Annotated in this window: 12 protein-coding genes; 5 read left to right on the forward strand and 7 right to left on the reverse strand. The window is 42.9% G+C overall.

All coding sequences use genetic code 11. The features are described 5' to 3' along the window. Positions 1-59 precede the first annotated feature (59 nt). Positions 60-4,502, reverse strand: a complete 4,443-nt coding sequence (locus tag QSH61_RS11775) for a di-heme oxidoredictase family protein (protein WP_206471026.1) — start codon at positions 4,500-4,502, stop codon at positions 60-62. A gap of 348 nt (positions 4,503-4,850) precedes the next feature. Next, positions 4,851-5,363, reverse strand: a complete 513-nt coding sequence (locus QSH61_RS11780; protein WP_206471027.1) for a GNAT family N-acetyltransferase — start codon at positions 5,361-5,363, stop codon at positions 4,851-4,853. A gap of 359 nt (positions 5,364-5,722) precedes the next feature. On the opposite strand from QSH61_RS11780, the gene QSH61_RS11785 reads away from it, so the two are divergent. Continuing rightward, positions 5,723-5,881 (forward strand): hypothetical protein, encoded by a 159-nt coding sequence (locus QSH61_RS11785; protein ID WP_157782784.1) that lies wholly within the window; start codon positions 5,723-5,725, stop codon positions 5,879-5,881. A gap of 157 nt (positions 5,882-6,038) precedes the next feature. On the opposite strand, the gene QSH61_RS11790 is transcribed toward QSH61_RS11785, so the two are convergent. Beyond that, positions 6,039-6,926, reverse strand: coding sequence for a LysR family transcriptional regulator (locus QSH61_RS11790; protein ID WP_206471028.1), 888 nt, complete (start codon positions 6,924-6,926; stop codon positions 6,039-6,041). Between the two features lie 105 nt (positions 6,927-7,031). Here QSH61_RS11790 and QSH61_RS11795 point away from each other — a divergent pair, with 105 nt between their 5' ends. Genes QSH61_RS11795 through QSH61_RS11805 form a run of 3 tightly spaced genes read left to right on the forward strand, consistent with a single transcriptional unit; the run spans position 7,032 to position 8,514 of the window. Further along, complete coding sequence (locus QSH61_RS11795) at positions 7,032-7,898, forward strand: MBL fold metallo-hydrolase (RefSeq protein WP_206471029.1); 867 nt, start codon at positions 7,032-7,034, stop codon at positions 7,896-7,898. After that, positions 7,892-8,122, forward strand: coding sequence for a hypothetical protein (locus QSH61_RS11800; RefSeq protein ID WP_248298613.1), 231 nt, complete (start codon positions 7,892-7,894; stop codon positions 8,120-8,122). Before QSH61_RS11795 ends, QSH61_RS11800 begins: the two co-directional genes overlap by 7 nt. A gap of 14 nt (positions 8,123-8,136) precedes the next feature. After that, positions 8,137-8,514 carry a DsbA family protein gene (locus QSH61_RS11805; protein WP_248298614.1) on the forward strand — a complete coding sequence of 126 codons (378 nt, stop codon included), beginning with the start codon at positions 8,137-8,139 and terminating at the stop codon, positions 8,512-8,514. A 142-nt stretch (positions 8,515-8,656) separates the two neighbouring features. On the opposite strand, the gene QSH61_RS11810 is transcribed toward QSH61_RS11805, so the two are convergent. Then, on the reverse strand, positions 8,657-10,132 hold the full coding sequence (locus QSH61_RS11810; protein ID WP_206471030.1) for a serine hydrolase domain-containing protein: 1,476 nt from the start codon (positions 10,130-10,132) through the stop codon (positions 8,657-8,659). Between the two features lie 82 nt (positions 10,133-10,214). On the opposite strand from QSH61_RS11810, the gene QSH61_RS11815 reads away from it, so the two are divergent. Beyond that, positions 10,215-10,748 (forward strand): helix-turn-helix domain-containing protein, encoded by a 534-nt coding sequence (locus tag QSH61_RS11815; protein ID WP_017216057.1) that lies wholly within the window; start codon positions 10,215-10,217, stop codon positions 10,746-10,748. Positions 10,749-10,901: 153 nt separating this feature from the next. Here the strand turns inward: QSH61_RS11815 and QSH61_RS11820 are convergent, their stop codons facing one another. The 3 genes from QSH61_RS11820 to QSH61_RS11830 form a co-directional block, all read right to left on the reverse strand. After that, positions 10,902-11,675, reverse strand: coding sequence for a hypothetical protein (locus QSH61_RS11820; protein WP_223193563.1), 774 nt, complete (start codon positions 11,673-11,675; stop codon positions 10,902-10,904). Between the two features lie 172 nt (positions 11,676-11,847). Then, positions 11,848-12,219, reverse strand: a complete 372-nt coding sequence (locus tag QSH61_RS11825; RefSeq protein ID WP_039497169.1) for a hypothetical protein — start codon at positions 12,217-12,219, stop codon at positions 11,848-11,850. 86 nt (positions 12,220-12,305) lie between these two features. After that, the gene (locus QSH61_RS11830; RefSeq protein ID WP_039497167.1) at positions 12,306-12,656 is read right to left on the reverse strand and encodes a hypothetical protein; all 351 of its coding nucleotides are present in this window, start codon (positions 12,654-12,656) and stop codon (positions 12,306-12,308) included. Positions 12,657-12,704: the final 48 nt, after the last annotated feature.

Below are 12,704 nucleotides of genomic sequence, written 5' to 3' on the forward strand. Positions count from 1 at the left end.
GTAATAACAACTTCAAGTGCATCAAAGCTCATGACTTTCGTGATCTTTGATGCACAAACTTACAATGAGTTTAAAAATGCCAACACGGCTGATTTATCATTTGCCGACAAGCTTTCGTAAGCTACTCTCGCTGCTTGCGCTTCACCATCATGCCATAAAATAGCTTCTTCAATCGTTCGCGCACGACCATCGTGCAGATAGCTTGGCTCAGCGGTACAAAACTCATTGCCCTGCCCACCTAACACATTATCAACACCACCTGTCACACAAGCAGACAATCCAATCCCCCATAATGGCGCTGTTCGCCACTCAGCACCGCTAGCGATGCCTTCACCTAAGTTATCCGCAAGACCTGGGCCCATATCATGTAGTAATAAATCGGTATACGGATGGATCGTTTGCGCACGTAACTCCGCAAATGGATGATACTCACTGGTTTCAAATGTTGCTGTATGGCAACCTTCACAGCCAATTGAGGTAAAGCGTGCCTTTCCTAATTGCACCTCAGGGTCGTCAAGCCCACGCTGCGCTCTTACACCCAATAAAGCGATATATTTGCTTAGCGCAGTGAGATGTTGATCAGACACTTCTACACCGCCACCTCCGCAGCTTGATTGTGATGCTCCACAGTCAGGATTTGGAAATACCGAGTTGGTTACTCCCATATCCGTATTAAATGCACTAGCGACTTGGTGTTTAATTGATGCCGCCGCAGCTTTGTAGCCAAAGCGTCCTAACCGTGTTTGACCGGTAATAGGATCGTTCACGCGCTGCGCTTTGCCCGAAATACCGTCGCCGTTACTGTCGTTTTCATCCGCCAAGGCTAACACCGCACTCTCTGGTATCGCTTCAAGTAAGCCCAAGCCCACCAGCTGAGGCGCGATACGGGCTGAGTAGCGTGCTGGAGTGGTTTTATTAAATTGGTAATTGGGTGAACGCAAACCATTATTTTCAGTCCACGAAGCAATCGTTACATCTCCCTCGCCTTGCGTCTCGGTATCTATGCCTGTGTTTTTAGGCTGTAACACATTCCCCAATAAGGGATGGGTGTTGCCATTGATATCGGCCACTTTAAACACCCATTTTGCCAATGAGCCGCCAATAGCTGGTGGAGCCGCACGACCATTGCGAACATGGCAAGCTGCGCAACTGTCGTTGATGTAGTGTGGGCCTGACTTTCCAACCACCGCACTAAACACGCCATTTTCTCCGTTGCGTTCATCGTGCTCACCATTAACAAAACTACTGTGGTGAACACGTCGCCCCTGAACAAATGCCTGTCCATTTTGGCTCGATAAATTGGTCGCCATTTGCATAAAGTGATTATCAGGCTCATTGGTGTAATTGTATGGCAATGTGGTTTTGCCTCCCAACCACCCCGCTTCTGCAATCGGGTAAGAATCTTCGCGTTGTGATGATGGATCAGCAAAGTCGCCAACGGTTTTCCATGGGACAAGCCCTTCACCTACCATGTATAAATACGTTGTACCATAATAATTTTCTCGTCCTTCTGGTGGCGCATCAAGAAACTGGCTAACTTCAAACTCCATGCGCTGACCAACTTCAAGAGGCAAAAAGCCTGCAGCAGGGTCCCAATTTAGCGGTCTGTAGTCATCAATGATCACTCTATAACGATATTGATCACCTGAATCACTTATCTTATTAAAGTTCGTATCATAACTGCCGTTATCAAGCTCAACGACCGCACCGCCACCAAAGTAATTACCGTGGTACTCAGCAACTGTGCCTAATCCACGATACCAAGCACGAAATTCGCGCGCACCGAGTTTCCATTCTGTAATAAAGGTCACTTCAATGCGTGAGCCGCCTTTAGCTACAAAATCAGCGATTTCAAATTGCGCAGTTCGATGCGTCCAATAATGCGATAAATAGTGATCATAGATTTGAAACTGATCTTCTTTTGCATGGCGGTCTCGGCCGCGATCAGCAAAACGCGTAATTAGTGCATCTCCACGGTCATAACTAACGGCTTGCTCTAAAGGTGTTGTTGCATCATAAAGTGGCACAATAGTGCCAAAGCTGAGCTCACAACCTTGGCTGTCAACTTGGCGCCCCGTAGGGGTATTGGGACATTGGTCTAGATTATCTGGCACACCATCGTTATCGCTATCATTGTTAGATGAACCAGCGATATTGAACTCAAGCCAGTTTAGATTTAACTCGCCACCCGCCATTTCAACACGAACGGTATGTACACCCTCATTTAACGTAATCGACGCAATATTTTGACTAATAAAGGTTTGCCAGCCACCCGTAGCAGGCACAACGGTACTGGCAACTAGATTACCATTAACAAGAACGTTATACGCTCCGTTACCAACTTGGGAGGCAACGCGTGCGGTCAAATTATAGCTTCCCGCGCCTAAATTAGCCTGATATTCGAGCCACTCTCCCGCCGACGTCCAACCTACGTTGTAACCACCGCCGTTGTCGCTGGTCAGCTCAATATCAACATCATCATTGCGATATTCGCCACCTGTATTGCCTGCATCGTTATCAAAATAGTTGCTGTAGTCTTCCGCTTCGATACGAAGTTGCTCAGTGATTAAAATGCTACATCCATCGGTGTTTACCACATCCCCCACAGGCGTATCTGGACACTGATCGATACCATCATTCACGCCATCACCATCGCTATCGTTACCAGCTGAGGATTCTGAAAGTATATAGGCCTGCTCTGCGGTATCTACGACCGTTCCGTCCTCCTGTTGGTAAGTAAACCAAAAACTAACCACATCCCCCACTGCTAGCCCAGATATTGTCAGCTCATTGCGACCATTAATCACTTGCATGCGGACATTTTGCTGCACACCGCCGTTGACTCGATAATGAACATCCGCCCAGCCGGTAGTGTTAACATAGAAAGTTAAAGTATCCAGAGAGACCTGTTCCAATCCATCGGGTAGATTATTCAGTGGACAGCCATTCGCATCAACTTCTTCATTTGGTTGAGTATTTGGGCACTGATCGAGGCTATCCTCAACACCATCTTGATCGCTATCGACAGGGGTACTACCGCCCCCTGTCCAGGTAATATCGTCAATTGCCATTTGAAAAGAATAGTTAGGTTCTTGCCCAGCGACAGAGACAATATTGAAGTGATTTTTAATTGATTGTAATGCCACCAAGCTACCCGCTAACTCAGTGATTGGAATACGCACTTCACCCCATTGACCATCACGAACAAGGCCATACTGATTGGTGTTCGCGGGGAATGTGATCCAGTTCTCATTAGTATAAGTGTCAGCAATGCCAATTCTGAAACTCACATTCGCAGGAATTTTAATCTTAAAATTTAAGTAACCATCCCTAAAGTTGCTCATATCTCGCGCTTGACGACTTTGAATACCGGCTCCAAACCACTGCGTTGGCGAATATTGCCATGCAATCACTTCATTGCCTTCATAGGCAGGGATATTGCCCTGAGTGAGTGAGTTTTGGTTCCACACATAAATATCCGCGTTGCTTCCCGGCACTAACTGATTATCGCTTGGCCCCTCACTAAAAACACCAAAGGTGCCAACTTCGGGCTTAGTGACATTGCCGCTGAACACTTCACCTTGACCATCTAGCTCATAAATACGCACATAATCCACCACCATTTTCCCAGGAAGTGGTGCGCTCACCTGGTCATTGCTAAGCGCGTCCGTAAATAACCCGCCGACAGCCAAGTTCATCAATAGATAAAATGGCGCGTTGAATTCGTTTGACTCTTCACTAATAACAAACGGGCTATCGAACATATCATATTCGACCCCATTATCTTCAACTGTGAAACGGATCGTTTCTTCGGTCCAATAAGTACGATAGATAACAAAGCGATTGGTTAAGGGGGTTGAGGACAAATGTGCATTATCGGTTTTGTATGCCACACTTGCTGCACAGGTTGGATTACCTTCATTGCAGGCGGCATCTGCATAAAAAATTAAGTTTGAGCCTGTATAGTTATTGCTTGGCGCACCGGGAAAGCCAGCATCATTACGAGCGGCTTGAGATTGGCCCATCTCCATGATGTCGATTTCGCCTTTTGCCGGCCAGCTAGCAGTACTCGTCCCTAGCATCCAAAGTGCAGGCCAAAGCCCCGTGTCGACATCAGATACCTTCATTCTGATCTCTATCATGCCATATTGCACAGCAAGCTTATTCTTACTCTGGATCTTACCTGAGGTAAATGCCTTGCCGCCTATCGCTTGATTTTTTGCTTCAAGAACAAGGCCTTTGTTTCCCACCTCGCCTACAATGTCGGTAATATAGACATTATTTTCACTGTACCACTGTAATTCTTGATTACCCCAACCACATATTCCTTGGTCACAACCATCCCCGACATCTATATTCCATGTGTTGGTATCTAAATTATTAAAATTATCTTCCCAAAGTAAATTCCCCACAGCCGCGTTACTTTGCGAAGACGCACAAACAATCAGACTGATAACGCTAATGTTTGCGAGCTTTGCGATTAACTTGCTACTCGTTTTCACTTTATGTCTCCAAATGTAATGTATAAAACTGCTTTAGTGATCAACCACTAAAACACGGATCCTTTTATCACTTCATAAACCGCAGAAATGAAAGCGCTTACATTTCAATCCATAACAACCCCGAACAATTGAAAAATATAGCGCTTTTCAAACACACGAGCTTTACTACACACTTTTCAGCGCGGTGTAATCGTATGTTGAATGTTAAACCTAACATGTAAGCGCTTACATTAACAAGAAAATAACAACAATTGTTATATTTTTTACTTTTATCAATTGATGGACTAACGACAAGTCGAGCGTTGTGACCAAAGCACATTCAGGGAAATAAAAGTCAAACCGCTGAGGTCAACAGACGCGATGGATCTCATATTCAAAGAAAAGTGGACTGTTTTCATCATGCACTTGCTGTGAAAACCCCAGCTTTTTGAGCAACCGAATGGAAGCATGGTTGGATTGCTCCACTCCCGCAATTAGGGTACTCCAATACTCTATACTGGTAACTGCATGGATAAACCCTTGCAGCAATTCACTGGCGTAACCTTTGCCCCAGTGCTTTTCAGCCAATAAGTAACCGATATGCGCATCACTTTCGTTTTCAACGTAAACAAACAAAAAGCCAATTGTCTCATGCTGCCCAAGCTTAACTTGCAGTAAGCGGCTCTCTGAACACATACGCTGAAACCAGTTTTCGGCCTGTTTTGTTGAATCAATACCATGAAAATAGGGGGGAAGGTTTTCAACCACGTTAGAACTCAGGATATGGGGAATTTGCTCTATCAGCCGTTCACGATCGAGTGCCGGAAAATCGTCGTTAACCTCAATAATATGCAACCTTAAGGTCTGAAATGATAATGCCATTAGCTCCCCTACTTTTTATCAACTCGATTGTTATCCTAACAAGGATACTAGCATTGCTTCTTTTAATGTGTAAGGCGCACGCAGCTATTTGCCGCAACAATTGGTTGGATATAGGTTGTACAATCAACAAGATTGACATGCACAAAAGTCCAACGCTGTCATTTTTACTTGCTTGATAAAAATTCAATATAATAAACAACTTAAAAAACAAACAACTAAAAGATCTACTGAAGTTATTTGCCATCCCCGCTTGAAATATGTTTAAAAATTAAACACATTATTTAACAGATAAGTACTTAGAAATAGGTATTTATCTACATTACCGAATAATCAAAGATAACAAAATAACTGGATACAACATGAAACTGAAAAAAGTAAAATTAAAAAACCTTAACGCAAACAAAGCGCTAGATGCTAAACAAACGAAAGAAATAGCAGGCGGAACCGGCGCTTACAGTAAAGACTACGGTGCATGCTATACCGCACCTGAATTTTGCCCAACAGTTTACATCTGCTAAGTATGTCAAGCCCAGCAACTAGCTGGGCTTAGTTTTAAGTAAAAAGTAATTGAGAAATATAGCGATAATAAAACACTCGTCGTGTTAGCCACTCATCTGAGCAAACGAGCTAGTAACGTAACAACATTAAGATGTAACTCTTAAGATACTTGCAGTTTCACCATGGCGTGCTGGCAAAATAGTGCGACAAATAATCTATCAATGCCCTCACGGTTGGAGACATATACTTTCTCGAAGAATAGAGCACGTATATATTCATATCGCTTGGCTTCCAATCAGGTAGTACCGGCTTAAGCTCGCCAGATTTGATGTAGCGGTTAACCAAATAAGTGGGTTGAATTGCCAAACCAGCGCCATTTAACGCTGCGTGCATTAAGGCCGTCGCTTCGTTCGCAGTTAAACGACAGTTTACGGCTACCGACTGTTGTGAGTTACCTTTGCGCAAATGCCAGATATGCTGCTGAAAATTCTTATACCCAAGGCATAAGTGCTCAGCTAGGTCATCAGGTTTTGTGATTTCACTTGCACTCGTAAGGTACTGCGGCGACGCCACAATAACAGAGTCACATACTGCAATTGATTTACCAATCAAAGAAGGGTCCGGTGCAGAGGCAATACGAATAGCAAGATCTATCTGACTCTCAGTGAGATCGGCCACAGAATCTTGCAAATCAATATCAATATTCACATCAGGATGTGCTGACATAAACTGTTGAATAGCGGGCACAAGTTGAGAAAAGCCAAAAGACATACTGGTTGCTAGTCGAACCGTACCAGACAGTTTTCCGCTAGTATTCGCCAAGCCGGTTATGGTGTCAGCTTGCCTCAGCCACTGTCTTACTTCTTCCAAGCAGGACTCCCCTGCTGTCGTTAAAGACACTCTTCTCGTGGTGCGATGTAATAAACGAATGTTTAGCCAGCTTTCCATTGCTTCAATGTACCGAGTTACCATAGGGCGAGACATATCTAGCCTGTCAGCCGTCGCGGTAAAGCTACCTGTGATTGCAACGTCGGCAAAGACCTTAGCAGCGATGAGTCTATCCATTTATTTGCTCGATTTATGAAACAATGATGTTTAGTTTGGCATGTTTTTCTGAGCCTATCAATTTCATATCATCTGCTCCGTACTAAACCTATTGAGGCAAAAGATATGAAACACCTAACGTTGATAGCAGTATCGATTTTATTAGCAAGCAATGCGATGACAGCAAACACCGCCCCACTTACACTGGATGTTTATAACGCTGACAAAAACAGCTTCCACGTTAACTCAACGCTAGTGATTGGTGAGAGTGAAGTGATGGTCGTAGATACAGGTTTTACCAAAGCGGATGCTCTACGCATAGCAGCCAAAGTACTCGACAGCGGCAAAACCTTAAAGACGATTTTTATCAGCCAAGCCGATCCGGATTATTACTTTGGCGCGGAAGTGCTACACGCTTTGTTCCCAGAAGCTAAGATCCTAACCACAGCTGCCGTAAAAGCAGTGATTGAAGAAAAGCTCGCGGGTAAATTAGCATTTTGGACACCAAAAATGGGCGCGAATGCTCCTGTAAAACCGTACATTCCAACGGTTGTAGAGGGAAATACACTCTTTGTAGATGGGCACAAAATAGAGATCCACGGCACGCAATCTGAGCTGGCACACCGCCCCTACTTATGGATCCCGTCAAGTAAAGCGGTTCTGGGCAATGTTGCAGTCTACGGTAATGTACACTTATGGATGGCCGATGCACAATCCCAACGCAGTCAACAAGCGTGGAGTCGCCAATTAAAAGAGTTAAAAGCACTGAAGCCAGAGGTTGTAATACCTGGTCACATGAAAGCAGGCACCAAACTTGATTCAAGTACCATAAGCTACTCGCAGCAGTATTTAAGCGACTTTAGTCAGGCAAAAAGCAGCAGCAAAAATAGCGCTGAACTGATTGATAGTATTTCTGCACGCTACCCTGATGCAGGATTACCGATGGCGTTGGGTATTGGTGCTAAGGTACATATGGGAGAGATGAAATGGTAAAAGTGCACTACTTCTTCGACCCCATGTGTGGCTGGTGTTACGGTGCGACTTCACTGTTGGATGCGATTGCGGCCAACAGTGACCTCAAGCTTGAACTGCATCCTGGAGGTATGATTGCCAACCAATCTATAGAGAAAGCGTTCCGCAACCACATTCTCACAAGCGATGCGCGTATAGCCAGCATAACAGGCGCGCAGTTTGGTAAAGGTTACATCCAAGGGTGAAGAGTAACGAGTCGATGATCCTTGACTCATACATCACCGCTCGTGCCATCATAACCGCTGAGCAATTGGGCATAGCGCCACTTAACATGCTTAAAACTATTCAGCATGCCCACTATGTAGCCGGCAAACAGGTTAACCAAACTGAAGTCATAGAAGGACTCGCGGTAGAGCTTGGGCTAGATAAAAACCACTGGCAACGAGCTATGCTGGCAAATCAAGGTGCTGAGCAAACAAAAATCGCGCAAAGCCGCCAATTAATGCAAAAGCTTCAGGTTACTGGCTACCCAACCCTTATCCTTGAAAAGCATGAGACGTTCGTAAAGCTTCCGCATACTGCCTATTACGGTAAGCCCGATGCTTGGCGCCAGCTAATTGATGACTATATACACTAGTTCTATACAAGCTTTGGGGTTGGAATTGGAGCTGCTGTTACGCTAATGTGAGCTCCAAAAGGGGCAGTCGGCATATCCGCTACACAACTTTGGCGTTGTCACACTAATTTGCATCTAGATTGCAACTAACCTTACCTCTGAATTACCTAACTTTTTGGAATTGCCAATCCTTTAATTCGATAACGGACATGCTTTTATCAGCGGTTAGTTCGTAGAACTTACCCGGTCTAAGTTCTACTATAAATTCATTATCTGCTTGTCCACTGTAAACCTTGCTCTGTAAATCCCCCCAAGCAAGATGTAAATCGCTGTCTCTCTGTTTAATAGTCAACTGTCCAACATCCGTGTTTTCGTATACACCTTCAAGTGATAATTTAAGCGAAGGTGATATGCTCCGGCGTTTTGACAAGTCTTCTCTTTTAGCGGCAATTGCTGCCTTTGCTTTTTCAACATAAACAGCAAGATCAGTCATCTCCTCTTGGTGGAATTCAATAAGCTTACTCACATCTTGATTAGTTAACATTTTATAAGCGATTTCAGTTATTCTGCCATTTAACTCATTTGCAATGAGCCCACTTTCGTTATGAACAACAACGACACCAAGGTTTTTTTCGGGAGCGTAAGATACTTGAACAGAAGCGCCATCAAACCCTCCAGTGTGCATTAACACACTTTCACCAGCCACTTTTGAGTGCATCCATCCCCATCCATAGCCGGAAAAATAGCTATCAATATCACTAACCAGTAGTTGTTGAGACGCTCTTACAACCGACTTGGGAAACGCTGAGCGCTCTGCATTTATTGGTAACAAGTGGGTTATCAACTTACCCCAATCATTTGGTCTGGCAAAAATACCCACTGAATACAAAGTCGCATTGTTTTTATTCATATAAATCTCAGATTGACCACTTCGGAATTTATATGAATATGGGCTTGGAATAGGCCAATTTTGCAATCTTGCTTGATCAACATCTGCTGTTGAATTTTTCATTCCTGCAGGTGAAAGCACTAGATCTTTAATCGCATTTGTCCATCCCCCTTCATAGTTCTCATCAAACCATATTGCTAAAAGATTGTACCCAAGGTTTGTGTAACCAAACTCATCTTTTTTAATTTTCGGGTGCTGTTTTAGCGAGGAAACAAAATGAATTCGTTGCTTTTTATCATGGTTTCCAGTGTAAGAAAAAGTCCATGTCATCGCGTCATTGGTTAATCCAGAGCGATGAGACAATAAGTCTCTGACTGAGTAGTTGTCAGGATTGATATAAGAAAACTTAACGTTTGGAAATAGCTGCCTCAAGGTAGAGTCCTTAGAAAGCAAACCTTCTTTTTCAGCCTGTAATGTCGCCAGCCCCATTATCGCTTTAGTTGTCGAAGCGAAGTAGTAAACCGAATTTGTATCGACAGGGATCTGCTTTTCAACATTCGCCATACCAACGTGAACTTCGTGAGTAATTTTACCATCCTTAATCAATACAACGGATGTGCCTGAAGCCGACTTGGTCACGGATTTGGCTTTAACGATAAAGTTGTCTAAAGGCGTATATTCTGACGCTACACTGACAGAGCTGATGAAACAAAGTAAATAAACGAAGCAAACAAAAGTTTTACTAGGCATGTAATTCCCTTCTGAATAGATAAGTGCTGCATTGTGCGTTATAGTGCACACAATATCACTGTACGCAATAACGCACAACATAATGAAAGTTAAATCGGAAATTTCCAAAAACCTAGGTGTTAGATTAAAAGACATCAGAAAAGAGAGAGGCCTAAGCCTAGATAAATTGGCCAACATGACCGGCATCTCCAAGGCGATGTTAGGACAAATTGAAAGGTTTGAGTCTAGTCCAACAGTTGAATTATTGTGGAAGTTGGCGCAGGGTATTGGCATAGAGTACACAATGTTACTTGATCCGAGCGACCCGCAGAATTCGAATAACTCTATCAACCAAGAAGGCTCTATATTTGCTCCTGTTTATTCATCTAACGGGAGCAAAAATACCGAGGTGTTTGTCATTTCTCTCATTCCAAATGATGAACACTTAAGAGAGCCGCATGATAATGTTGCAGAAGAGCTTGTTCATGTTCTAGAAGGTCAACTTGAAGTTTTTTATGACGGTGTTTGGCATCTCCTTAAAACTGATCAGAAAACCAAGTTTAGTGCTGCGCAAAAGCATGGTTATAGAGCTTTAGATTCTGCTACAAAGTTTATTAACGTCATAGTTTATAAGTGAATTTCATTTTAACGAATTTTTGCCGATTGGCTTTACACAAGCAGTCTCTAATATTTTAGACTCTGGAGTATTGTAGTTGCGCCCGTTCATCACTATCTTTAACTCTTGAGCGTCATACAAAATGTGAGACTTGCTCTAGCTATCGATACTCAATTACACATTTATGTTAATTCTAGGATATATTGCCTCGTTCATTTTCATTGCAAACAGCATTGGGTGGCTATTCACTTTGTCCTCAAGTGTATGATAATCCTGACCAAAGCCCGTATCATGGAATTGGTTTTCGAAGCTTTTACTTAACTCATTCAACCTAATATTGCCATAAAGGTCCTTTGCTTCGATGCCTTGCCGATCTGCACCAGAGAATCGAACAATTTGTGCAAGTCCTTCATGCACCTGTTCATAGGCATTTTTTAGCTTATTGTTTTCGTTAATTATAGACTCAAGATCCTCACGCAATTTACCGTCTACACTTCCACCAACGAGCTTTAGTGTGCCATCTTCCTCTTGCGATAAATCTAAAGAGCTCAAATCAATTCTTGGATTTAAGCTACTTTGTTCTTTTTTAAATTTTTCAAACTCGCTTAAGGTGGTTGCAAACGCCTCTTGCGTCTCTCCCATCACTTTATAATTTTGTTTGCTAATCTCAAAAGTTTCTTGTTTTAATTTTTGGATTTCTTCTTCTGTTAATACTGGCGTATTTTCGGCTGACAATGCCGCAGCGTTCATCTCCTTCTTTGGTGCTTGAGGTTCGATGTTATGCGCCTTAGCCTCCTTTTTAGCGGTTAAGTTACTGGCTAAATTGACCTGCGAATTAACTAGTGGTGAATTAATCTTCACTGTTTCAGTCCTTGATAGTGGTAAATGTCTGATGCAGAAAACATTAACATTTGTGTTGATTTTCTCAAGGAGAAAAGAAAACAACATTTGTAACCGCTTTTAAAAGACTAAAATACTGTATAAGACATATTGGCATAGAGAAAGTTAACTCTATGCCACTTTAATGAGGAAGTTAAGGTATAGGTCAGCAATGATATTTTCACTACACAAACCAGATTTTGGTGACAAAAAACTGCCTTACTCTTTTCAATATTAACGACTAGACAATTAAGAAATTAATTCTTCGTAATTCGTCATCATTAGGCGAACTTCTATATCCCATTGCTGACACATCTATTTCGCTTTGGTTAGCATTTACTGCAAGGCTCTTTACACCTTCCTGAGGATCTTTAATACTCAAAATTTCCAAAGTACCAAGTACGTTACCGCTGTCTCCGCCAATAAAGTCAATATCTAACTCACCATGGTGGCCTGTTTTAGCGACCACCTTAAAGACGCCATGTTCACCTCGAGGGATTACTTTACCATCAATTGAACTGCCATCACCCTCAACCCAAGAGTCTCGAGTGACTTTCGTAGTAATTGATTGATTTGTTCTATTCTTAATTGTGACATTCGCTGGACTGGACATAAACAAACTCCTTCTTTCGAACTTGTGCTTGAAGGCCTTCCCTCAAGCTGCGTACAAAGTATAGAAACGAAAAATGAGTGAGGACATTACAGCGCATTACAAAAAATACTGATGGGTTTTGCCATATTTTTACTCAGTGATAAACGTATGAAAAATGATTGAAACAACTTACTAGCGTCTGAAAATAACCCAGTGTTGGCTTCCATGTACTCGAGCAACAGTTGGCAAGCAAACGTAATGTGATTCATCCATGGCAAACTTTTAACTCCACAACTGGCCGACACCCAGCGATCAGATGAAGGGTTATATGTAGTCTTAACTCTTACCCAATTTACTTGTTGCGCCTCTTGGGCATCAACTTCAATAATGGGGTACGTTTCTCCTGGAGTTGATTCAAGTGAACCGGAGTTGGTTCCTTTACGCTTAGACTGGTACATATCACATGACTGGCTTGCGATAAAACTCCCTTTTGCAGGGGTAGCAGC

It is taken from the genome of Pseudoalteromonas sp. JC3 (assembly GCF_030291895.1).
Lineage (GTDB): Bacteria > Pseudomonadota > Gammaproteobacteria > Enterobacterales > Alteromonadaceae > Pseudoalteromonas.

Bases quoted from the DNA above. Each gene is read 5' to 3' on its own strand.
- QSH61_RS11800 (WP_248298613.1), top strand. From the start codon at position 7,892: ATGGTAAAAGTGCACTACTTCTTCGACCCCATGTGTGGCTGGTGTTAC.
- QSH61_RS11805 (WP_248298614.1), top strand. From the start codon at position 8,137: ATGATCCTTGACTCATACATCACCGCTCGTGCCATCATAACCGCTGAG.
- QSH61_RS11780 (WP_206471027.1), bottom strand. From the start codon at position 5,363: ATGGCATTATCATTTCAGACCTTAAGGTTGCATATTATTGAGGTTAAC.
- QSH61_RS11790 (WP_206471028.1), bottom strand. From the start codon at position 6,926: ATGGATAGACTCATCGCTGCTAAGGTCTTTGCCGACGTTGCAATCACA.
- QSH61_RS11815 (WP_017216057.1), top strand. From the start codon at position 10,215: ATGAAAGTTAAATCGGAAATTTCCAAAAACCTAGGTGTTAGATTAAAA.
- QSH61_RS11820 (WP_223193563.1), bottom strand. From the start codon at position 11,675: ATGTTGTTTTCTTTTCTCCTTGAGAAAATCAACACAAATGTTAATGTT.
- QSH61_RS11795 (WP_206471029.1), top strand. From the start codon at position 7,032: ATGAAACACCTAACGTTGATAGCAGTATCGATTTTATTAGCAAGCAAT.
- QSH61_RS11825 (WP_039497169.1), bottom strand. From the start codon at position 12,219: ATGTCCAGTCCAGCGAATGTCACAATTAAGAATAGAACAAATCAATCA.
- QSH61_RS11810 (WP_206471030.1), bottom strand. From the start codon at position 10,132: ATGCCTAGTAAAACTTTTGTTTGCTTCGTTTATTTACTTTGTTTCATC.
- QSH61_RS11785 (WP_157782784.1), top strand. From the start codon at position 5,723: ATGAAACTGAAAAAAGTAAAATTAAAAAACCTTAACGCAAACAAAGCG.
- QSH61_RS11830 (WP_039497167.1), bottom strand. From the start codon at position 12,656: ATGTACCAGTCTAAGCGTAAAGGAACCAACTCCGGTTCACTTGAATCA.